Raw genomic sequence first — 21,430 nt, forward strand, 5'->3', positions numbered from 1 at the left:
TAAAGCGTATATCTTTCGTCACGTAATGTCACGCCGAGTGTATCGCTATGAAAACGCAACATCCCGTTCCCGCAGAAAGTGAGTCGATGATCCATGTCTTTGGTCATCGTAATCCTGACAGCGACAGTATTTGCAGCGCGCTGGTGGTGGCCGACTGGCTGACGTTTACCGCCCGTCCGGCTACCCCTTTTCGGTTGGGGGAACTCACCCCGGAAACCCGTTATATCCTCGATGCGGCGGGCGTTTCGCCGCCTGCCTTATTGACTGAAACTCTCACCGATAAAAAGGTCTGGCTGGTCGATTTTTTCGATGCGGAGCAGGGGCCACCCACGCTACTGGATAGCGATATCATCGGCATCATTGACCACCATCGCATTGGGACGGTGGTGACCCGTAATCCGCCGGATGTCTGGGTTCGTGCCGTCGGGTGCAGTGCTACGATTATCCTCGCTATTCTGACCCGCGAAAGCCCGATGCCACTTTCCGCCTCGCAGGCCACCTTGCTGCTGGGGGCTATTCTCAGCGACACGGTGGCGCTCACCGGCCCGACGACGACCGCGCAGGACCGGCAGGCGGTGGCCTCCCTGCGGGATAGCGTCGAGGTGGATTATCAGACGTTCGTTGACGGTCTCCTGGCCGCGAAAACCGATCTTAGCGGTCAATCTTCCTCCCAGCTTGTTCATCGTGACGCTAAAAATTATCAGCTTCACGGTCTGTCGATTTTGCTGTCACAGATTGAAGTCGCCGCGATGTCAGATATCGATCCTCACTTACCGGCGCTGCTACAGGAAATCGACCGCGCCAGGCAGCAGTCGGCCCTGGATATGGTGGTGCTTATCCTGACGGACATCACCCAGCACAACTCGGTTTTGTATTTCTCAGACAACAAGGTCTTGGGGGCTTGCCAGGTGCCGCTTCCCGGTATGACCAGCCGCAAAAAGGAGATCCTGCCCTGGCTGACCGAGCGTCTGGCGTTGACTAAAGGCTGACGGATGTCCGGACTGGCGCGTTGGAATTCAGTCAATGGTGCGGGGAATGTCGCTCAGTTTGGTGGTCCAGGCGGGGGAGAGCATCTCGCGCTTCATGGTCCACGCCGGGGAAATCCCCTGACCGGCGAACCACAGCTTGTTGCCTTTTTTGTTCTGCGTATCAATAAGCGACATCAATTGTTCGCCGTTGGGACGCGGGAAAAACTCGTCAAACAGGTTGAGCTGCGCCACTCCCTGACTGAAAAAATCCCCCAGCATCACGCCCGCTTTCTGATAACGCGGCCCCTGTTTCCAGATGACGTCAAGGCAGCGGGTGGCGGCGGCGATGATATCGCGGGTGTCCTGGGTTGGGGTTAACAAGCGAATACCGTGGCTGTTGCTGTAGTAGGGTTCGTGCTCATCGTGTGGGCTGCTTTTAATGAACGCCGCGACGTAGCGACAAAACTGATGCTCATGGCGCATTTTCTCCGCCGCCCGTGCCGCCCAGGTGCAGATGCCTTCCCGGACTTCGTGATAGTCGCCGGTGCGTTTACCGAACGAGCGCGAGCTGATAATTTCCTGTTTCGCCGGGGGATACTCTTCAAACGCTACGCAGGGCTCGCCGCGTAGCTCGCGCACGGTACGCTCCAGCACCACGCTGAAATTTTTGCGGATAAACCACAGGTCGCAGTCCGCCAGCTTCAGGGTGTTATCAATGCCCATCGCATTGAGTTTTTTGCTTAGCCTGCGGCCCACGCCCCAGACTTCTTCCACTGGCGTGATCGCCATCAGCTTGCGCTGGCGCGCCGGGGAGGAGAGATCGACCACGCCTTTGGTCTGCGGATAGATTTTTGCCGCATGATTGGCCAGTTTGGCGAGCGTTTTGGTCGGCGCAATCCCGACCCCGACCGTCAGCAGCGTGCGCTGGAAGATCTGCTCGCGGATCGCGCGCCCCACTTTTTCCAGCTCCTGAATCCCGGTCAGATCGGCGAATGCCTCATCAATGCTGTAAACGTCAACTCTCGGGCAGATTTCTTCCAGGGTGCTCATTACCCGATGGCTCATGTCGCCGTACAGCGCATAGTTGCTGCTGAAGATCACCACGCCCTGATGCGCCAGCGCCGATTTCAGCTTAAACCATGGTTCGCCCATTTTGATGCCGAGCTTTTTGGCTTCGGCAGAGCGCGAAATAATGCAGCCGTCGTTATTGGACAGCACCACCACCGGCGTGCCGATAAGCTCGGGCCGCCACGCGGTTTCGCAGGAGGTGTAGAAGTTGTTGACGTCAACGAGTGCGAGCATGGTGAATAATTTTCTGTTTACTGTATATATATACAGTATCGCGTATGGGCAGAGTAAAGCAAGGGGGTCAGGAGGTTGTATCTTGATGTTGTTGATGTTTGAGAAAAATTAGTTTTACAAAACGCGCTACAGAAATTATCTATTTCCCAGCATAAAAGAATCGCCCGGCTATTTAGGCCGGGCTGAGAATTCATGACTTATTTGGCACTCTTATTAATCCCTGACTCTGCGAGTAGGGTTAATTTATTATCGGCAGTCTTCTCTTCTTCGAGGGTTTGCCCAAGCAATTTTTTAGCATCACGATAACCTAATAAATCGGCGAGGGTACATAGGGTCCCGTAAGCGGCTATTTCGTAGTGCTCTACCTTTTGCGCTGCGGCAATTAACCCGGCATCGCGTACCGCACCTTTATCGATACCATCGATGATTTCCTGACCTTCTTCAATCAACCCCTCCATCGCCACACATTTCATACGTTTTAAACGCAGGTCGGGGATGCTGTCTACCACCCCATCGATACGCTCGACATGACCACGGGTTTCTTCCAGGTGGCTGGTGAATGCTTCACTTAATTTTGCATCTTCAGAGGCGCGGGCCAGTTTTGGCAGCGCGCGCGTTAGCTGCTTCTCTGCACTGTAGGTGTCTGAAAGTAGATGTACGAAGAGATCTTCTAGGGTTTTAATCTGCATAACAGCTCCAGGATCTGTTCTTAAATTAAATGAAGGCAGCATGGGCAAAGCGGAGAGCAGATTCACCCATACTGGTGAGGTTGTGGCCTTTAACGCAGCGGCTATTTATCCGCTTTGCGTCCGCCTCCGTGACTGTTTTCTCCACCTTTACGCCCAGCTTCCGACGCGCGCTGCGGGTCGTTTTTAAAACTACCGCCGCTGTGCTGACCGCCTTTACGTCCTGCTTCGGAGGCTTTTTCTTTATCTTCTGCAAAATTACCGGAACCACCTCTATGTTGTACCATAACGATTTCCTCATATTGCGTTAGAAATATGATGACAGGGCAAACCATGCTCATCGCGTCGAAATATAAATTTAGCCTGGTTTGATTCAGGGTCAAATATCAGTTTTGGAGATATTGATGTTGCATGATGAATATTTTAGCAAGCGAAGCGTGAGTAATCGCCTGCCAGGTATGGGCTATTTTGATAACATCCTTTAAGTTCTATGGCTTAGCGCTAAGTAAATAAATGTGGGATTTTATTGTTAATAAAAATATATTTTTTTGTGTATTTTATTTATTTACAAACATTGAAGGGGAGTAACATTTGAATCGACAGCAATAATCCATAAATATAAAACTTCACCAGGAACTTTCTCAATTGGCGAAGCGTGCAGATAAAATATTGTCGCACTTCTGAACAAGGATAAATCCGCTTCCGACTCGCTGCTGTCTCATCCAGGGTGAAGCCGACGGCTTCGCTGAAAAACTGAAAACTTGCGCCATACTTGTTCTCTACAGGATAAATTTCAGCGCAGGAGACAGATGACATGAGCAGTCAGCCCAAGGATAACAACGCTCAGGGCAGCCAGCCCGTAGATGAAAAAATAGAATGGTTACACTTTGAAAGTGGCGTCAGAAGATGGGGAACGCTATTTCTGTTCATTTTTGTTGTGGCCGGGGGAATCGGACTATTATCGAAAGGCTATATCAGCCAGGGATATAAGCGAAGCGGAAACCTCAGTGTTGAGTATGAGCGCTTTGGCCGCATCATCAGTGATATGTCGATGAAAATCACGGTCAATACACAGGATAAAAAAACGTATACCGTGGTGCTCGATGGTGATTTTATGGACACGTTTGAAATATTAACCTTACATCCTGTGCCGGTACGAACTTACAGTGACGGGGCGGCGCTGAAGATGGTTTACAACGTAAAGCCGGGCATTGATCAACAGGTGATATGGTTGGGAACGCAGCCACGGAAAGCGGGTATGGGAAATATCCGTATTTCCCTTGATGACCAGGACTCGATCCCTTTTCGCCAATTTATCTATCCCTGACAGGAGCGCAGCATGGAAACGGTATTTCGTGCCTTAGGTATCTACCTTATTTTGTTGATCGTATTTAGAATTGCAGGCAGAAGGGCGCTGATGCAAATGACCTCTTTTGACCTCATTCTGCTATTAATCATCAGCGAAGCGACACAACAGGCGTTATTAGGCGATGATTTTTCGGTGACCGGTGCCGCGTTAACCATCATCACCTTGATTATTGCGGATATATTCTTTGGCTATATCAAGCGCAAATCAAACTGGATAGACTATATGCTGGATGGATCGCCGATCATTCTTGTGGAAAATGGTGTGCCCGCGTATCACAAGATGAATAAAGCGGGGATTACTCTGGATGATATTATGATATCAGCACGAACCAACCAGGGGATATCGGACCTGGAAAAAATAAAATTTGCCATCCTTGAGAAAAATGGACACATCTCAATAATGAGCGCCGAAGGATAATCAATGGGGTGAAGGTTCGATGGTGGCCCTGATTATCAGGGCTAAAAATGAGTATCGCATGTACAGGATTGGTTGCGTTTTAATATGCCAGCCTGAACAGAGTGTCCCTGCTAGCCAACTTTGGAAGAACAACATCACGATGAGCACTTCAACCACAGTTATCGCCAATCAACTCGGCCATTTACTCATTGCCAGAAAGCTGACGCTTACCACCGCAGAATCCTGCACTGGCGGACATATCGCGTCAACGTTATGTGCCGCCGAGGACACGCCATTATACTTCGGGGCGGGGTTTGTGACGTTTAACGATGCGGCAAAAGAAGCGGTGCTGGGTGTTCATCCTCTGACCCTCAAAAACCATACCGCCGTGAGCCAGGAAACCGTCACCGAAATGGCAGCAGGGGCAATTACCCGCACGGGTGCGCAGGTGAGCATTGCCGTCAGCGGCTATGCCGGGCCTGATGGGGGTGAGGATGGCACACCAGCCGGAACCGTCTGGTTTGCCTGGTACTTATCGCCATCGGACATCGTCAGCGAATGTGTTCATTTTGACGGCGATTGTGAGGCGGTCATTACCCAAGCCACTGCTTATGCCCTGACAGGTTTGTTGTCGCGGTTGGCGGAACCCGCCAGGGCATAAGTGGGCGTTTATTTTTGAAGACGGTCGATTCGGACAACCGGCGGTGACAATTTCTTGTCGAGGCTGCCGTTGATGCTGATCATCTGATCGGGTTGAACTTCGCGCCCGTCAAAAACGGCTTTCGGGATGATAACGTCGATGGTGTCCGTTTTGTCGCGGAAGACATAGCGATCGTCACCTTTATGCTTGATGAGATTACCCCGTAAGGAAAGCGTCGCGCCATCATGCATGGTTTTGGCAAATTTGACGGTCATCACGCGTGCATCATCGGTTCCGCGATAGCCATCTTCAATTTTATGCGCAGGAGGCGGGGCGACGTTTTCTTTGAGCCCTCCGGTTTCTTGCGCCTGAACGCTTTGCACACCGAGTAAACAAAACAGGATAATTAACGGGCCTTTCTTCATCGTGTCTCCTTAGTTTTTAAGAAGGTATCCCTTTAAGCCTGGTCGCTATCATTTCGTTTGGCAAATGGAGGGGCCGGTGGGGCGACCCATCATGTTAAAATTTTTCGCATAACTGTATAAATATACAGCTGGTGGTGAAAGCGACACTTTCATTTCTGTTTGTGCGGGGCAGACCGCTGCGGCAGAGTGATCACTGTGGTGACCACCCCGAGGATCTGCACGTCGTCGCTTTCGTGAAGGGGGATCGGTGAATAGGCCGGATTCTCCGGCATCAGATGTGGGGCAGGGTGCAGCCGCAGACGCTTGACGGTAAATCCGCTGCTCAGACGGGCCACCACGATATCGCCATCGCCTGCCCGCAGGCTGGAATCCACCAGCAACATTGACTCCGGCACGATCGCTGCATCGCGCATCGAATCGCCTGATACGCGCAAAACGTAGGTGGCAGAGGGATGCGGGATCAGGCTTTTCACCAGATCGATTGCTTCATCAATATAGTCCGCCGCCGGGCTCGGAAAGCCGCAGGAGACGCGCTCGGTAAAGAGCGGCAGGGCGATGGCACTCTCTGTGTCAGTGGAAGGAATGGGCTTCATCAGTAAACAACCTCGGAAATACTGTTTATATATACAGTATTGCCGGGATTGATGGGAATGATCAAGTGCCCTGACGGCGGATCCCGGAAAGCCGTTGAAGATCAATACAAAATAAAATGGCCGCTTTCTTGCCGTCGGGAGGTTTACCCGCCGTTAGCGATTGCCCGTTATCTCAGGCAGCACTTGTTCGATCATCCTGATAATGCTTCTGACCCTCTGCGGGATAAAGCGGGCATCGGGATAGACGGCATAGAGGAAGCGGTCCGGTAATCGGTAAGCGGGTAATACCGGAACCAGTCTGCCGGATTGTAAAGCCCTGGCCGCGAGGGGGCGCTGCATGCCACCGATACCGATACCTGCCTCGAGCGCCTGTAACAGCGCGTCACTGTTGTTGGCCCGGAAAACAGTATTCACTTTTACGTCGATAGTTTCATCCCCACAGACTAACCGTAACGGCGCGTCCGGCCCGATGCCGCTGAAGCGTACGTGTGGATGGGCAGCCAACTCGTCCACCGAATGAACCGGATTAAAATCGGGGGCAGCAAAGAGCGCCGTTTCAATACGCGCCAGCACGCGCGCCGGATGCGCGTTCGGCGGCTCATGGCTCAGTCTCAGCGCGACATCCACCTGTTCCGTGACAAGATCGGCGAGGCGATCATCAAGTGAAAGCCTGAGCTGCAATCCGGGATGCATTTTCTGAAGCAACAGCAGATGGGGCAGAAAAAGCTGTCCCAGCCCGCTCGGCAACTGCACGTGCACCTTGCCCTGAAATTCAGGTTCGGCAGGATTCAGCCGCCTTTCTGCTTCACGCATGGCGTCCAGCAGAATCTGCATATCATGTCGGTAACGTTCTCCCTGTTCGGTCAGCACCATCACTCGCGTGGTTCGATGCAGCAACACCACACCGAGTGCTTCCTCGAGGGCCGCGATCTGCTGACTGATGGCCGATTGTTTCATCCCGCTCTGGCGGGCGGCAGCAGAAAAAGAGCCCGCTTCTGCGACGCGTAAAAAGGTGGAAATGGCATTGAGCTTATTATTCATTTAATGATTCTGCTTATAAGTGCCATCGATTTCATGGGGTATGTGTGAAAAAAATAATATATCACACTGTACCTGTCACCTTATCGGGAGAAACATCATGAATAATACCCAGCAAAAACACGTCGCGCTGGTCGCTGGTGCCAGTGGTATTGTTGGCAGGCAGTTGGTCAAAACGCTGCTGCACAATGAGTGGGAGGTCATCGGCCTGAGCCGCCATGCTGAATCCCATCCTGAAGGCATTCCGCTCATAAACGTCGATTTACTCGACGAACAGCACAGCGCCCGAATGTTGCAGCCTCTCAATGGCGTCACGCATATTTTTTACAGCGCCTGGTTGAACGCCGCGAACTGGACAGAAATGGTTGAACCGAATGTCACCATGCTACGCAACCTGGTCAGCAACATAGAGAAAACGACACCCCTAAAAACGGTAAGTCTGATGCAGGGATATAAAGTCTACGGCGCACATCTTGGACCGTTCAAAACCCCGGCGCGTGAAAGCGATCCTGGGGTTCCCGGGGCTGAGTTTAATGCCGCTCAGCTGACGTGGCTCAGCCAATTTCAACGGGGAAAAACGTGGCACTGGAATGCCATCAGACCGGGTGTTGTGGGGAGCACGGTGCCTGGAAACACCATGAATCTTGCGCTGAGCATCGCCCTGTATGCGTCGTTGTGTAAGGCCCTGGGTTTACCTTTGCGCTTTCCGGGTTCAGAACAAACCTGGCACAGCATCGTGGATCATACTGACGGCGAATTGCTGGCAGAGGCTACGCTGTGGGCATCGACATCGCCGGTGGCAGAGAATCAGGCGTTCAACGTGAATAACGGTGATGTCTGGCGTTGGAGTGAGCTGTGGCCGGGCATTGCACGCTGGTTTGAGCTGGAATACGCCCCGCCGGTCAGGTTGTCATTTCACCAGTTATTTAAGGACTATGGTGGGATATGGCGTGAACTTGCCGGGCAGCGACTGGTGGAAGCGGATATTTTACAGCTGAGCGACGGACGTTTTGCCGATTTCGTGTTTGGCTGGAATTACGACATGTTTGGTGATGGCAGTAAGCTTCGCCGGGCGGGGTTCACGCGTATGCAGGCCACCGACGACATGTTCTTCAGCCTGTTCATGCAGCTGAGAGCCGCGCGCATTATTCCCTAAGAACGCTGCAGGAGACGCGCCCGGTAAAGAGCAACAGGGAATTTAAGGTGGGCGGAGGCTTCGTTTCCGTCCAGGGTGAGATCTCAATAACCAATCCTGATAACAGTATGAAATATTTTAATAATCTGGGTATTTGACGTGACTGATGATGACGTTTACCCAGGGATGATATATAACAATCACTGATATAAATTAACATTTACATAACGTTGTTAAGGTTACGCAAAATGAAGCAAGTTGGCATTGTGGGTTGGCGGGGAATGGTCGGTTCTGTTCTACTGCAACGGATGCTGGAAGAAAATGATTTTAAGGATATTTCTGCGCATTTTTACAGTACCTCCAGCGTGGGGGCTGCGGGTCCGGTCATCGGGGACAAGACCTATACGCTCAAGGATGCTAATTCGATTGAAGCGCTTGCGGAAATGGACATCATCATAACGTGTCAGGGCGGGGATTATACTAAAGCGGTCTATCCTGCATTGATTTCCCATGGCTGGAAGGGCTACTGGATTGATGCCGCCTCAGCGCTGCGGATGGATGAAAAAGCCTGCATTATTCTCGATCCCGTCAATCGCGCCAATATCGATCGGGCAGTCAAAGAGGGAATTAAGCTTTTTGTCGGCGGCAACTGTTCGATCACGCTGAGTCTCATGGGGCTCGCCGGGCTGATAAAGGCCGATCTCATTGAATGGATGAGTGTGATGACCTATCAGTCTGCATCGGGTGCCGGTGCACAGTATGTCCGGGAATTGATCACGCAAAGCGCTTATATAAGTAGCCATTTGTCCTCCGAGGAGCTGGCTTCCTCAGGCTCAGTGCTTCCGTTAGTCAATAAGGTCAGTGAACTGATTAACAGTGCTAACATGCCGATCCAGAACTTCGGCGCGCCTTTAATGGGCAGTATCATTCCATGGATTGACAGCGATTTAGGCGATGGCAATAGCCGTGAAGAATGGAAAGGTGAGGCTGAAACGAACAAAATTCTGGGTCTGTCACCCGGGACGATCCCGGTAAACGGTTTGTGTATACGGGTCGGCGTGATCCGCTGCCACAGTGCTGCAATCACCCTGAAGCTCAAGCGTGAAGTCAGCGAAGAAGAGTTTGCGCAGTTAGTGACGCATTCCCATCCTTGGGTTAACTACGTGCCCAATAACAAGGAAGAGAGTGTCAGTAAATTGACCCCGGCATATATCAGCGGTTCGCTTCAGGTGGGGATTGGCCGTTACAAGAAAATGTCGCTCAACAATGACCCAATCTATTCGGTTCTGACGGTAGGCGATCAACTCTTGTGGGGCGCGGCCGAACCTTTGCGCCGCATGTTAAATATTCTGCTCGGCAGGGTTTGAATCATTTTATTTAGCCAAAAGCACCTGTTGAGCCGGTGCTTTTTTTCATTCAGGTCATGCGATCCGCGATGTTAATAAAAAGAATGAACAGGATGATTTATGACGACAAAACCCACCGCTAAAGTTTGTGCGGCACCGGGTCTTTACCCTACGCTAAAAACGTTCCCCGCCACCGTCCATGCGCTGCTTTTTTTTACACTCGTCGTACGGTTTAGCTATTTTATGGCGTGGCCGTTTATCTCGGTGATTATGACCCAGAATTATCATATGTCACCGGTAGCCATTGGCCTGGCAATGACCTGCAGCGCGCTTATCTCGGTGGTACTCGGGATGTATGGCGGGCAGATTTCGGACAGGCTGGGACGACGGGTTATTCTTCTGCTGGGCTGTGGTTTTTCTGCCGTGGGCTATATGATCCTGGCGCTGGCTACCGGGATGGGATTGTTTATCATCGGCCTGATGATTATCGGCGTCTGTTTTGCGTGGGTCGATCCCCCGGTACGTGCGCTGATGAGTGATTTGCTGGGTGACCGCCGCCGTCGTGCGCTTGCCCTGCAAATGCGCTACTACCTGATCAACGTCGCGGCGGTATTTGGCCCGCTGGTAGGGATCGTCTTTGGCCTGACGTCACAAAAGGGGACGTTCCTGATTACCGGGCTGACCTATCTGCCTTTTTTCGTCTACGTGCTGTTGTTTATCCCCGCGGGTAAACTGCTGGGTGAACTGCAGACCGGCAGTGGCCCGGCGATTAAGCTGCATCAGGTAATGGGCATTATCGCCAGAGACAGAATCTACGTAGCGGCGCTGCTGTGCAGTATTTTGTGCAGTATCGTATTTATCCATTATGAAGCCGTGCTGCCCCAGTATCTGTTGTCAATCGACAGCAACGCGGCGGTTAAACTAATTACGCTGATCCTGGTTACGAATGCCTGTACCGTTTTGATGTTTCAGACGTTTGTTATGCGGTTTCTGGCACAGATCAACCTGCCAAAACGCATCCTTCTGGGTGGCGTCATTTTCGCGTTTTCGCAGCTTTGCTTTTTTTTAATACAGTCTACGGAAACCTGGGTCTGGCTGACCGTTACTGGTGTATTCAGCATGGGGGAAGCTATTCTGATGCCGAACCTGAACATTTTGCTCGATCAGTTGGCCCCGGCAGCGCATCGGGGAGCCTATCTTGGGGCATCAACTCTGTCGACGCTCGGGGTTGCTATCGGACCGTTAATCGGTGGCGTGATGCTGGCGATGACCGGGGCGGGGGTATTTATCGGCACCGCATTACTTAGCCTGCTGTTGTGCGTGATTATTTACGCTTGCAGGATAAGGATGCTGGCACGGCTGCAGGATTCATAAAAATAAGGGGCCGCTGGTGGCAGGGAGCACATCACCAGCAGTACCACGCACAACACCAGGACATAGATTCGTGCGTGCTATATCAGGTACAGTAGGTATAGTCCGGCGGCTAAAAACTATTTATCACCCGGCCTGATTTCATAAATTCCTTAGCCTCTGTTTTCAACAAGAAACAGCCTCATCCGGATGCTTTTTCGTTAACGGTCATAATGAAATTTAGCGGATGTTGTTCCTGGTTTTCATAGAAGTGAGGCACATCCGTTCTGGCGGTAGCCGAGCAACCGCTATTCACCTTATACACCGTCTCTTTAACACCAAGCGTAAGCGTTCCAGACTGCACATATAGCAGCTCCAGCGTGCCAGAGGGGTGTCCCGGAGAATGAAACTTCTCGCCGGGCAGCATTTCCCATAACCAGAGTTCGGTCATGTCCGGCCCATCCGAACCGGCAAGGAGTCGGGCACTTCCCCCCTTGTCTCCTCTCCACAGTTCAGGGATCTCCGCTTCAGTAATAATGTGAACGTCAGGCTTAATGCTCACATCCACAAAATCCGCGACAGATACCCCCATCGCTGCGGCAAGACGACACAACAGCGCAATACTCGGGTTGGCCTTACATCCTTCAATTTCGACCAGCATGCCTTTACTGATATTGGCTCGTCGGGATAACTCATCAAGTGACAATTTTTTTTGCTTACGATAAAGCTTAATCCGCTGAGATACGGCTTCGTTCACGGTGCTGACATCCGCACCTGCGCTGGTCACTAAATTGACTTTTTTGGTCATTGGTCGATATCATGGAATAAATTAGTCATTAAAGGATTATCCCGTGTTTACAGTCGCTCCGTCAATTGCCCCAGAGGTCTATGGTATCGCCCCCGGTTTTCGGGCTCTCAGTATCTATGTACAGGCCGCGCCTGTAGTGAACCCTGATGTCGGGGAATCGGCGCTGAAAGCCGCCTGTGAAGCCGTTCAGATGGGCGTTCCTGAGTGGGCTGAAGCACATATGGCTGCCTGGGCAGCGGTGTTTCAGGGCTTCGGTGCCAAGCCGAAACGTACTCCCTGCTCGGCTGATGCATTGCGTAAGCGTGTGCTTCGTGATGGGACGATGCCGGCCCTCGATCCCGTGGTGGATCTCTATAATGCCGTCAGCCTGCGATATGCCATTCCTGTTGGAGGCGAAAATAGGGCTGCATACCAGGGATCGCCGCGCCTGATAATGGCAGAAGGCTACGAGCCTTTTGATACCTATAAAGACGGTGAACCTGTGGTGGAGTATCCCGCGCGTGGGGAAGTTATCTGGTGTGATGATGTCGGTGTGACCTGTCGTCGCTGGAACTGGCGACAGGGGATCAGAACCCGTTTAGATGTGGAAGCTCAGCAAATGTGGTTCATTCTGGAGAGTCTCCCGCAGATGCCACTGGAGAAGCTTCATGAAGCTGGAAAGATGCTGACCGACGGTTTTGAAAAAATGATGCCGGGTGTGCGGTTTGAGGTTGCTCTCATCAGCGAGTAATATCGGTTATGTCATTCAGCAGAAACGGTATTCCGAAAAGGGTGCTGGTTTGACAACCGCGCTCTACAATAACTTTCCCACCGGACCGGTAATCTGCCGGTCCTTGTGAAAAGGTTTATACGCGACGATTTATTTTCTCTAATCGGATATCCGTCTCGTTGATATCCGTTTGATTCCCCCAGCCGAGATGCAGGTAAAATTTCGCTGCACGACTGTGCTTATCGGTTTCCAGCCAGGCAATATCATGGTGTTTGAACAACTGCTGTTCAGCGGCCATAACAAGCCTACGCCCGGCACCTTTACCTTCATACTCCGGGCGAACAAAAGCTGCAAATAGGCAACCTTCATCCGGTAAAATCATTGAGAAACCGATGATTTTTTCATTTTCTGTCGCAACCCATGCGCAGGCGCTATTCTGAATCATATCGGCCACTACGCTTTCAGTAATTCCCATCTGCCGCATTTCTTCGCGACTAAGATGATTTTCGATAACCGATGTTCTGACATCGAAAATACTATCGACATCAGAAATGAGTGCAGGTCGTATATTAATATTCATTAGGTCTGCCCAAACATGAGTAAAATAAAACTACATAACAATGTTAAATATATCATATAGATACAATTGCGTACATGCGCAGGCAGTTTACTGACCAGCCCCTCTGGGCGGGAAACGCTCACACCGCTAATTCATCAACCACTTTAGCGACCGTTTTAATCTCCCGAATACTGCCGATGCCGGTACCCAGTGAGATATAACCTTCATCAGTATTACCTTCGAGCATCCCGATACGCAGACCCCGTAAACCGCCCATGGTTTTGCCAAGCTCTTCGTTACTGGCTCCTGCTTTATCCATTTGCACCAGTTTTTCTGCCAGCTTGCCAGGTAATGAACGATAGTAATCGGGCAGAGTACGGAACAGCAGCATGTCGAGTCCGTCAGCGTGAATGATTTTGTCTTTCACTGACTGCGGTACACGGCTTTCTTCGGTACTGATAAAAACGGAACCCGCAAAAACGCCACTTGCCCCAAGCGCGTGGGCTGCTCTGGCGGTACGGTTATCGCTTATACCTCCGGCAGCCAGGACCGGAACATGCTGAACGGCATCGGCAATCAGCGGTACGATTGAAAATGTTCCCAGCGCCTTACCGGGTAAAGTTCCGCCTTCGTCAAAACCGGTGGCGACAATAATATCCGCTCCGGCAGCTTCAGCGAGGCGAGTATTTTCAGGTGTTGGGTTGATATCGCGATAGATAATCTTAATACCCGCGTCTTTCAGGTCGTCAAATAATGCGGGGATCACCGCGCCTTCGCCATAGCCGGTATAAACCACCACTTTCACCGCTTCCTCTTTTATTACCTGCAAGATAGGTGGCGTCCAAGGGTCATTTTCAGGCGTCGGAATCAGATTAACGCCAAACGGTTTTTCCGTAAGCGCCTTGGTTTTACGAATTTCTTCACGCATTTTCTCGGCCGTTTCAAGTGGCGTAGAAACGGCGGTTTCGGCCGTTAAACCTGCGTTTGGCCCTAGCACGCCAAGCCCTCCGGCGTTGCTGACAGCGGCAACTAAACGGGCATCGGTTAACCAGGATAAGGGGCCCTGAATAACAGGCTTTTCAATACCCAGAATCTGGCAGATACGGTTATTTTGCATGGTGTAATGTCCTTAATTAAGAGGTCAGGCAGCCTGCTGCGGCGGCCTTACCGAGTTTTCATATTTCGCAATGGAGAGAGTGTAGAGCCCGTAATTGTTTTGAAAAATAGCCAAAATGATTCATCACTATTATAAAATAAGTAACAATGTGACTATCCGGTGCGAGTCAGCAGCCTCTACATCTCTTGCGAAAGAAGCACAAAATGCAAATTAATCTCTTTGAATCTATTAAGATTTTTATCGAAATTGTCGAATCAGGTAGCCTGACGCAGGCGGCGGAGAATCTGCAAATTCATCGTCCTGCTGTCACCAAAGCCCTGCAACAACTGGAGCAACACAGCGGCATTCGGCTAATGCAGCGAACGACACGGCGGATTAACCTGACGCCAGAGGGAGAAGAATTTTATCGCCGCAGCAAGCCCTTGTTGGCCCAGGCCGATGAGTTACTGGAATCCTTTGGTGGCGACCGCGTTTTACACGGGCAGTTGCGGGTGGATATGCCGATTGCATTTGCGGCTTTACTCGTCGTGCCAAATTTGCCTGATTTTTATCGTGAACATCCTGCGATCGACATCATTCTGAGCAGCTCCGATCGCCGCCGGGATATGCTGCGCGATGGCCTGGACTGTGTGCTGCGGGTAGGGGAACTGGAGGACGGTGATTATATCGCCCGCAAGATGGGCAACATCAACATGACAACCTGCGCCAGCCCAACTTATCTTGCGCAGCATGGCATACCAAAAACACTGGAGGCGCTGCGTGAGCATCAGGCCGTAAACTGGATTAACAGCCGTAGCAGGCAAATTATGCCATGGAAGTTTGAAACCCCGTCGGGGACAGCCGAGCTAACACTTTCAGGCAAGCTGGTCCTCGATAACTCCGAAGCCTATGTTGCTGCGGGTCTGGCTGGGCTGGGTGTGCTACAAGGGATGACTATTTTTTTGCAGCCTTATCTCGAAAGCGGCCAGCTGATAGAAGTGCTACCAGACTTTCCCGTTCCGCCGCGCGCGTTATCACTCCTTTATCCACATCGTCATCTCTCTCGTAAAGTCCGGGTATTTGCCGAGTGGGTGGAGGGGTTATTGTAGTTTTCCGTCGAAGGATGAGGCCGTTTAGGGGCGGAATCATTTCCGCCCCTCGCGGATGTCCATTAAAAATCTTGCATAAGGTCAGCAACAATTTGGGCAGCCGGACGGACTGACTTGATAACGGAAATCCCGGTGCCTGTGGACACAACCCCTTGATCAAAATTGCCGAGTCTCATCGCCTGCCACAAAGAGTGATAACCGTTCATTGCCTTAAACATGGTTTCGCGATCGGTATCCTGGGCTTCTAATTCTGCCAGTTTCGGGCTCAGATCGGTCGGTAAGGTGCGGTAATAGGCAGGCTGCGTCCGGAAAAGCAGCAGATCTTCAGCGCTCGAATTGACTATCAGGCGTTTGACTTTTTCATCGGCGGGATTTTCAAGAGCCGTTAAAAAGAGGCTGCCAGCAAATACACCTTCTGCCCCCAGTGCCATTGCGGCCCGCACACCCCGGACATCGCCTATACCACCTGCGGCGATTACCGGGATTTTTACACTATCCGCAATCATGGGCACAATACTGAACGTACCGATCACGCGGCACGGCACGGTGCCACCTTCATCAAAACCTGTTGCAATGATGATATCGGCCCCTAATTTCTCCGCTTCTTTCGAATTAGCGATAGTAGGGGTCAGGGCGCGGTAGAGCGTTTTGATGCGGTGGCGTTTAAAGAAATCATAAATTTCAGCATCCAACACTTCATTGATAAGCACCACTTCCACACCTTCTTCAACCAGCATTTCTGCGGTGGGTCGCCAGAAACTCATATCAGGTCCGTTAATTAACGTTACGGCGAAAGGGTTAGCCGTCAGTGCTTTTACTTTCCTGATCTCCTTGCGCATGCGATCCAGCGCTATATAACGTGAACCCGGCAGGCTGTCTTGCCCGGCGTGTGGCCCTAACGTACCCAGGCCTCCGGCGTTTGAAACGGCAGCGACGAGCTCCGCACTGGTAAGAAAATACAAGGGAGCCTGTATAAGTGGATAACGGATATGTAAGAGTTCAGTGACGCGATTATTCATTGTTCAGTCCTGGTGAAAATCAGAAAGGGAAATTTTATCCATTGAAAAATGGAATGGAATCACCAAAAATAAACAGATGATGCCCAAATATGGAAAGATAAGTGGACTTCAACGCAACAAAATTATTTATCGCGGTGGTGAATGCAGGCAGCTTTTCTGCGGCCAGTGAAAGAATGAGTATGCCAATCTCCACCCTGAGTCGAAAAATTAACGAGCTTGAGCAGGCGTTAAACGTACAGCTCCTGAATCGTTCAAAACAAGGGGTTAAGCCAACCTACCAAGGACAACAGTTCTTTGAACAGGCTCGTCTGGGGGTTGAACTGCTGGAGGATGCGCAAAAATCAGTCACCTCAGCCCACAAATTACAGGGCAAATTACGTCTTTCTGTGCCACCCAATTTCTCACTCTGGTGGGATTTACTGCTCGAGTTCCAGCAGCGTTATCCTGATATCAAGGTATTTTGTCATTCGAGCGAAAGGGTCGTTGATTTGTTTGAAGATGGCGTTGATGTTGCGCTCAGAATGGGCAATTTAAATATTGATGACGTGATTGCGAAACCCCTGATGACAGCGGAAGCCCTGTTTGTGGCAAGTCCCGCATTATTAGCACGTTACGGCACACCAAAGACCTTAACTGAAATGGCCCAGCTTCCGATTGCGGCCTGGGAAAGCCTGACTCATGGCTCTTTTGAATGGGGCTCTGGTGTTGAAAAGGTGAAATATGAGCCACTCTTTTCTACCAATAATACCCAGGCATTAATTCATTATGCCCTGAGGGGGATGAGCGTCTCACAGGTAATGGATTTTTCAGTCAGACCCTGGCTGGAAAGCGGTGAGCTGATCCAGCTTCTGCCCGGGATAGCCAAACAATCCCTCCCGTTGCTGCTTGTCTATGCGGGCCATAAACGACCTTCCACCCTGGTGCGGGCTTATCTGGATTTTTGCTCAGAATGGGTTGGAAGGTTGAAGTAGCATTAAAATAATGACGTGCGTGACTTTTCTGGTGGTATCCAGAGGAAAGGTGTCGTCTGAATCTGTAGCGTCAGGTGTTGCAGCGACAAGCGAAAACGGGACGACTATTTTTTGTAGTGGCGAGAAGGACGGCCCGATAAAAACCGCCGCACGGATCACGGCACAGGATGATGAAAATGAACGGTATAGCCCTGTTCCTGCCAGTGCTGCAACAGCTCCTGTTGACGTCTGGTTGGGGCCAGGCCTGTCCAGACAAAAAGGGTCTGGCCGGGGAAAAATTCGGGGCGAGGGGACTCCAGCGGTTCAGCCAACACGGCAATATGCCAGCCAGACTGGGAAAGACGCCAGGCTTCCAGCCATAAACGAAGGCGGTCTTCCACATCCCAGGCGACGAGCAACGCTTCTTTACCTGATTTACGGCGGGTTTCGACCAGATTCGCGGCCACGTATTCAATCAGGATGCCATCGAGCAGGCTGCACATGGTGCGGGCGGTGTTGTGATCCAGGCTCAGGCGCTGGCGAACGGGGATGTACACATTGTCAATGAGTGCGGCGACCGGATGTTCGCGACCAGCGGCAATAATTTTGGCGCGCAGTTTAGGGGCCTGGGCCTGGCGAAGGACGGCCATCATCTCTTCTTGCAGCGTGGCCCAGTCATCATTGAGCGGCGTGCGATTGACATCCAGCAGCTCTTTAACGCGACTGACAGGCGTTCCGGATTTAATCCAGCGTTTAATCTCTTCAATGCGCTGGATATCTTCTTCGTCGAACTGCCGGTGGCCGCCCTCACTGCGCTGCGGTTTGAGCAAGCCATAACGTCGCTGCCATGCACGCAGCGTGACGGGGTTTATCCCGCAACGTTCCGCTACGTCACCAATGCTGTAAAAAGCCATAGCTTCCCTCATACCTGAATCAATGCCCCCCTGAATCATCCTTGTACAGGAAGGTCATCGGCTGTACAAATTATAATTAGTTGTACAGCCTCCAGCTAAGAGTTTAGCAAAATTAATCTAAAGGCTACAGTGGCGTTTTTTTCTCGGGCCAGGCAACGGCCGGAATGCCGTTCAGACAAGGGGGGGCGAAGAGATTGCCCTGGAACAGCGCAATGCCTGCGGATTCAAGCCACATCCACTCTTCAGGTTTCTCCACCCCGACGGCGGAAATCTGGATTTCCAGAGAGGCACAGCACTGAATAATGGCATGTACAATAGCCTGACGAGGCCCGCTTTTGTGTACATCTTTAATCAATTCGCGATTAATCTTAATTCTGTCTGGCTGGAACTGAGTGAGCAAAAATAAACCGGCAAAACCGGCCCCAAAGTGATCGATGGTGACGCTGATACCTGCGGCTTTCAGCTCTTTGACCGCACCCTTAAATTCATCAACGCGCGAAATAACCTCGTTTTCGGTGAATTCGACCACGATTTGCTCCGGCACCAGACCGTTAGCTTCAATTTCATCCAGTAAATAACGCACCGCGCCGGGAATTTGCACCAGCGTCATCGGCAACAAATTGACGGAGAGCACGTTGTCCTGTAGGCCGAGCGCATGCGCCATCGCAAAGGCCACTTTCTTGCTGCGAAGGTCGGCTGCATACAATTCGCCATCGGGAAGGTGGGCGAAGTAGTGCGCAGGCAAATCGCCGGTGGGGGTGCGGATCAGCGCTTCCAGAGAGGTTATTTCCTGCGCCAGAGGGTCGATAATCGGCTGGAACGCAAAGCTGCAGTCAGCGGCTATCGGCGTGTAGTCCGCAGGCAGGTTAACGGCCTGTCCATCGGCAATAAACTCCCACGAATCCGCGGGCGGGATCTCGTAGTAATTCTGTTTTTCCTTGGCCTCAACGAAGGTACGGAAGAACTGCAGGGCACGGTCGTTGTAGGTCAGCTGATAGCGGGTAGTGCCTTTGTCCAGCACGGTTTGCAGCACGGCTTCCCGTTCGTGTTCACGCAGGTCAATCAACTCCATACCGGCCTTGCCAAACCGGCGCGCCGGGGCGTAGTCATACAAAATCTCAACCACGTTGTAGTGACGGCGATCCTGGCAGATACGCGCATAAATGGCGTTCACGTTCTCTTCCGGGCCTTCCAGCAGCTGGAAGAAATGGGTGCCGTTAAACAGCAAGATACCCGTGACGCTGGCCCGTTGGTTGGTGAGATTAGCGGCGGCTACCATCCCTTCCAGCGCTTTGAACGGCACGTTGTCGCACAAGTGGCTGCGATAAATGATGGTGGTGAGCATGGTCATTCCGGAAATGAGCGAGTGTGGGTCAACAGTAGCAGATAATGGCGCTAACGTCGTTCAAATCAACACGTTGTCTTAACATCGATTTCACATGAAAGGGCGGGGGGCGCGATATGCGTACCGTTTTCATCAGGCTGGATCTTTCATTATGTACAGTAAATCGCAGGTAAATTTCATCTGGAAAAATCCTATATCGTTGAAAAAACGTAAATAGCACTTTTTGCAAATTAGCAAGCTAATCTTTTGTACACATTTCCTGTACAAGTTTTAAAAATTAACCTAACTTGATAATCAATTGTAACATTCAAATATTCGAACAGGAGCGACACATGCAGCAGCACAATGGGGTAGCCGTCGATTCAGCTGGGGCGATTTCCCGCTACTTCGCAAAAGCCAACCTGCCGACTCAGCAGGAAACCTTAGGCGAGATTGTGACTGAAATTCTTAGCGATGGCCGAAATCTGAATCGCAAGTCACTGTGTACCAAGCTTCTTAAGCGTCTGGAAAAGGCAGCAGGCCCTGAAGAAGAGAAACACTATAACGCCCTGATCGGCCTGCTGTTTGAGAGCCGTGAGAGCACAGCGTCCACAGAGCGCTGATATTCACAAAGCACGCAGAAGTGAGGTTTACCGATGAAGCGTTGATGTACTCCATCACATGATCTTCTTCACTAGATAGTGCTTAATGTTGCATTCTGTTTACGAGGAAATGCAGCAATAAGAGACAGTCGTTATGAAGAGAAGTCACCCTGAACAACTGAAAGATGAACTGATTGGCGAGGCCGTGCTGGACCTTCTCAGGAACAAAAGGCCAGTGAATGCGAAATCGCTAATACATCAGCTGCGGGTTATGCAGGCGTCCGAAAAGGACAGCGAGCGTCTGAGTCTTATCACCAAAATACTCGCAGACATGAATACAGCTCTGTCACCGCGCCAGCAGGATGAAGGCGAAATCAGACTCAGGGACCGAGTCGATGGGGGGATGAATGGCCGCGAACCGAGTAACAGTGGCAAGCTCCATTGATCTCAAAAAAAGTTACTGAAATATGAACGAGAAAATGAGAATGGCGATGCTACATGAACCTGATATTTACACAGCCCTGAATGACAAAGCACTCTCAAATTACTTCCGTCACGCGGGCGATATGCTGGCAGAAGAGTCTGCAGTATTGGGAGTGGCAGTGCGTGGGATCATATCTTCAGGCAATCATCTGACCAACAAAAGCATCATTTTAAGCTTAATCCATATGCTGGAGTGTACTGATGACGTGGTGAAGTCAGACGTCATCCGTAAGACGCTGGAAATCGTGGTGGGTTACACCTCTGATGACATGTGATATTGCTTAATACGGCCCGCTTCGGCGGGCTTAGCGCCTACTTCTCCGGGCAAATGGCGGATTTTAATCAGAATACCGTCTCCAATCACGCTATCCCCCCAACGTTGAATTCGACAGAACACGCATCGTGCCGTTGCGCGAAAGTTGTACTTTGCGGCGAATGTATTTTCGGCGCTCATCGCCTTGCGTAGTGAGGTCGGTGGGGTAACCAGCAAACGCAGCTGATAATAGCTAGCCTCATAAGTACCCGGACACATGCTGATTCTACTGTGCAACCCGCTTCCTTAAATTCTTTTGTTCGATAATTGCAAACTTGCCGTAACGAAGAGGCTCT

General features: G+C 51.2%; 25 protein-coding genes. 13 read left to right on the top strand and 12 right to left on the bottom strand.

Going from position 1 to position 21,430, the window contains the following annotated elements:
* Positions 1 to 47: 47 nt before the first annotated feature.
* Positions 48 to 989 carry a DHHA2 domain-containing protein gene (locus SIK69_RS18025; protein WP_319786699.1) on the top strand — a complete coding sequence of 314 codons (942 nt, stop codon included), beginning with the start codon at positions 48 to 50 and terminating at the stop codon, positions 987 to 989.
* 27 nt (positions 990 to 1,016) lie between these two features.
* Here SIK69_RS18025 and umuC read toward each other — a convergent pair whose 3' ends face one another.
* The 3 genes from umuC to SIK69_RS18040 all read right to left on the bottom strand — a co-directional run bounded on the left by umuC (position 1,017) and on the right by SIK69_RS18040 (position 3,243).
* Complete coding sequence (gene umuC, locus SIK69_RS18030) at positions 1,017 to 2,270, bottom strand: translesion error-prone DNA polymerase V subunit UmuC (RefSeq protein ID WP_319786700.1); 1,254 nt, start codon at positions 2,268 to 2,270, stop codon at positions 1,017 to 1,019.
* A 197-nt stretch (positions 2,271 to 2,467) separates the two neighbouring features.
* A complete protein-coding gene (locus tag SIK69_RS18035; protein WP_319630485.1) occupies positions 2,468 to 2,959 on the bottom strand; it encodes a YciE/YciF ferroxidase family protein in 492 nt (163 codons plus the stop codon).
* A 101-nt stretch (positions 2,960 to 3,060) separates the two neighbouring features.
* Positions 3,061 to 3,243, bottom strand: a complete 183-nt coding sequence (locus tag SIK69_RS18040) for a con-10 family general stress protein (RefSeq protein ID WP_319630484.1) — start codon at positions 3,241 to 3,243, stop codon at positions 3,061 to 3,063.
* 527 nt (positions 3,244 to 3,770) lie between these two features.
* Between SIK69_RS18040 and SIK69_RS18045 the strand changes: the two genes are divergently transcribed.
* The 3 genes from SIK69_RS18045 to SIK69_RS18055 all read left to right on the top strand — a co-directional run bounded on the left by SIK69_RS18045 (position 3,771) and on the right by SIK69_RS18055 (position 5,382).
* Positions 3,771 to 4,283 (top strand): hypothetical protein, encoded by a 513-nt coding sequence (locus SIK69_RS18045; protein WP_319630483.1) that lies wholly within the window; start codon positions 3,771 to 3,773, stop codon positions 4,281 to 4,283.
* Positions 4,284 to 4,295: 12 nt separating this feature from the next.
* A complete protein-coding gene (locus tag SIK69_RS18050) occupies positions 4,296 to 4,742 on the top strand; it encodes a DUF421 domain-containing protein (protein ID WP_319630482.1) in 447 nt (148 codons plus the stop codon).
* 139 nt (positions 4,743 to 4,881) lie between these two features.
* Complete coding sequence (locus SIK69_RS18055; RefSeq protein WP_319630481.1) at positions 4,882 to 5,382, top strand: 2-oxo-tetronate isomerase; 501 nt, start codon at positions 4,882 to 4,884, stop codon at positions 5,380 to 5,382.
* A gap of 8 nt (positions 5,383 to 5,390) precedes the next feature.
* On the opposite strand, the gene SIK69_RS18060 is transcribed toward SIK69_RS18055, so the two are convergent.
* The 3 genes from SIK69_RS18060 to SIK69_RS18070 form a co-directional block, all read right to left on the bottom strand.
* Positions 5,391 to 5,786: a YdeI family stress tolerance OB fold protein gene (locus SIK69_RS18060; protein WP_319630480.1), complete on the bottom strand. Its 396-nt coding sequence runs from the start codon at positions 5,784 to 5,786 to the stop codon at positions 5,391 to 5,393.
* A gap of 149 nt (positions 5,787 to 5,935) precedes the next feature.
* Positions 5,936 to 6,379: a translesion error-prone DNA polymerase V autoproteolytic subunit gene (gene umuD / locus SIK69_RS18065; protein ID WP_319630479.1), complete on the bottom strand. Its 444-nt coding sequence runs from the start codon at positions 6,377 to 6,379 to the stop codon at positions 5,936 to 5,938.
* Positions 6,380 to 6,532: 153 nt separating this feature from the next.
* A complete protein-coding gene (locus tag SIK69_RS18070; RefSeq protein ID WP_319630478.1) occupies positions 6,533 to 7,420 on the bottom strand; it encodes a LysR family transcriptional regulator in 888 nt (295 codons plus the stop codon).
* 97 nt (positions 7,421 to 7,517) lie between these two features.
* On the opposite strand from SIK69_RS18070, the gene SIK69_RS18075 reads away from it, so the two are divergent.
* From SIK69_RS18075 to SIK69_RS18085, 3 genes are all read left to right on the top strand, one after another.
* A complete protein-coding gene (locus tag SIK69_RS18075; protein ID WP_319630477.1) occupies positions 7,518 to 8,573 on the top strand; it encodes an SDR family oxidoreductase in 1,056 nt (351 codons plus the stop codon).
* A 227-nt stretch (positions 8,574 to 8,800) separates the two neighbouring features.
* Positions 8,801 to 9,919, top strand: coding sequence for an aspartate-semialdehyde dehydrogenase (gene asd / locus SIK69_RS18080; RefSeq protein ID WP_319630476.1), 1,119 nt, complete (start codon positions 8,801 to 8,803; stop codon positions 9,917 to 9,919).
* A 99-nt stretch (positions 9,920 to 10,018) separates the two neighbouring features.
* Positions 10,019 to 11,272: an MFS transporter gene (locus SIK69_RS18085; protein WP_319786701.1), complete on the top strand. Its 1,254-nt coding sequence runs from the start codon at positions 10,019 to 10,021 to the stop codon at positions 11,270 to 11,272.
* Between the two features lie 178 nt (positions 11,273 to 11,450).
* On the opposite strand, the gene SIK69_RS18090 is transcribed toward SIK69_RS18085, so the two are convergent.
* Positions 11,451 to 12,056: a helix-turn-helix domain-containing protein gene (locus SIK69_RS18090; RefSeq protein WP_319786702.1), complete on the bottom strand. Its 606-nt coding sequence runs from the start codon at positions 12,054 to 12,056 to the stop codon at positions 11,451 to 11,453.
* A 43-nt stretch (positions 12,057 to 12,099) separates the two neighbouring features.
* Between SIK69_RS18090 and SIK69_RS18095 the strand changes: the two genes are divergently transcribed.
* On the top strand, positions 12,100 to 12,786 hold the full coding sequence (locus SIK69_RS18095) for a B3/B4 domain-containing protein (RefSeq protein WP_319786703.1): 687 nt from the start codon (positions 12,100 to 12,102) through the stop codon (positions 12,784 to 12,786).
* A gap of 115 nt (positions 12,787 to 12,901) precedes the next feature.
* Here the strand turns inward: SIK69_RS18095 and SIK69_RS18100 are convergent, their stop codons facing one another.
* Together SIK69_RS18100 and SIK69_RS18105 are read right to left on the bottom strand one after the other, a co-directional pair.
* Complete coding sequence (locus tag SIK69_RS18100; RefSeq protein ID WP_319630472.1) at positions 12,902 to 13,345, bottom strand: GNAT family N-acetyltransferase; 444 nt, start codon at positions 13,343 to 13,345, stop codon at positions 12,902 to 12,904.
* Between the two features lie 118 nt (positions 13,346 to 13,463).
* Positions 13,464 to 14,441 carry an NAD(P)H-dependent flavin oxidoreductase gene (locus tag SIK69_RS18105; protein ID WP_319786704.1) on the bottom strand — a complete coding sequence of 326 codons (978 nt, stop codon included), beginning with the start codon at positions 14,439 to 14,441 and terminating at the stop codon, positions 13,464 to 13,466.
* 203 nt (positions 14,442 to 14,644) lie between these two features.
* Here SIK69_RS18105 and SIK69_RS18110 point away from each other — a divergent pair, with 203 nt between their 5' ends.
* Positions 14,645 to 15,529: a LysR family transcriptional regulator gene (locus SIK69_RS18110; RefSeq protein ID WP_319786706.1), complete on the top strand. Its 885-nt coding sequence runs from the start codon at positions 14,645 to 14,647 to the stop codon at positions 15,527 to 15,529.
* A 62-nt stretch (positions 15,530 to 15,591) separates the two neighbouring features.
* Here SIK69_RS18110 and SIK69_RS18115 read toward each other — a convergent pair whose 3' ends face one another.
* Positions 15,592 to 16,548 (bottom strand): NAD(P)H-dependent flavin oxidoreductase, encoded by a 957-nt coding sequence (locus tag SIK69_RS18115; protein ID WP_319786707.1) that lies wholly within the window; start codon positions 16,546 to 16,548, stop codon positions 15,592 to 15,594.
* A gap of 101 nt (positions 16,549 to 16,649) precedes the next feature.
* Between SIK69_RS18115 and SIK69_RS18120 the strand changes: the two genes are divergently transcribed.
* Positions 16,650 to 17,519, top strand: a complete 870-nt coding sequence (locus SIK69_RS18120; RefSeq protein WP_319786708.1) for a LysR family transcriptional regulator — start codon at positions 16,650 to 16,652, stop codon at positions 17,517 to 17,519.
* Positions 17,520 to 17,674: 155 nt separating this feature from the next.
* Here SIK69_RS18120 and SIK69_RS18125 read toward each other — a convergent pair whose 3' ends face one another.
* Together SIK69_RS18125 and SIK69_RS18130 are read right to left on the bottom strand one after the other, a co-directional pair.
* Positions 17,675 to 18,412 (bottom strand): MerR family transcriptional regulator, encoded by a 738-nt coding sequence (locus SIK69_RS18125; RefSeq protein WP_319630467.1) that lies wholly within the window; start codon positions 18,410 to 18,412, stop codon positions 17,675 to 17,677.
* A gap of 124 nt (positions 18,413 to 18,536) precedes the next feature.
* Entirely contained in the window at positions 18,537 to 19,757 is a 1,221-nt protein-coding gene (locus tag SIK69_RS18130; protein ID WP_319786709.1) for a diguanylate phosphodiesterase, read from the bottom strand.
* A 332-nt stretch (positions 19,758 to 20,089) separates the two neighbouring features.
* On the opposite strand from SIK69_RS18130, the gene ycgZ reads away from it, so the two are divergent.
* From ycgZ to SIK69_RS18145, 3 genes are all read left to right on the top strand, one after another.
* Positions 20,090 to 20,359 (top strand): regulatory protein YcgZ, encoded by a 270-nt coding sequence (gene ycgZ / locus SIK69_RS18135; protein WP_319786710.1) that lies wholly within the window; start codon positions 20,090 to 20,092, stop codon positions 20,357 to 20,359.
* Between the two features lie 133 nt (positions 20,360 to 20,492).
* The gene (locus SIK69_RS18140) at positions 20,493 to 20,783 is read left to right on the top strand and encodes a hypothetical protein (protein ID WP_319630464.1); all 291 of its coding nucleotides are present in this window, start codon (positions 20,493 to 20,495) and stop codon (positions 20,781 to 20,783) included.
* 46 nt (positions 20,784 to 20,829) lie between these two features.
* A complete protein-coding gene (locus SIK69_RS18145) occupies positions 20,830 to 21,096 on the top strand; it encodes a biofilm/acid-resistance regulator YmgB/AriR (protein WP_319630463.1) in 267 nt (88 codons plus the stop codon).
* Positions 21,097 to 21,430 lie beyond the last annotated feature (334 nt).

The organism is Scandinavium lactucae (assembly GCF_033843265.1).
GTDB lineage: Bacteria > Pseudomonadota > Gammaproteobacteria > Enterobacterales > Enterobacteriaceae > Scandinavium > Scandinavium lactucae.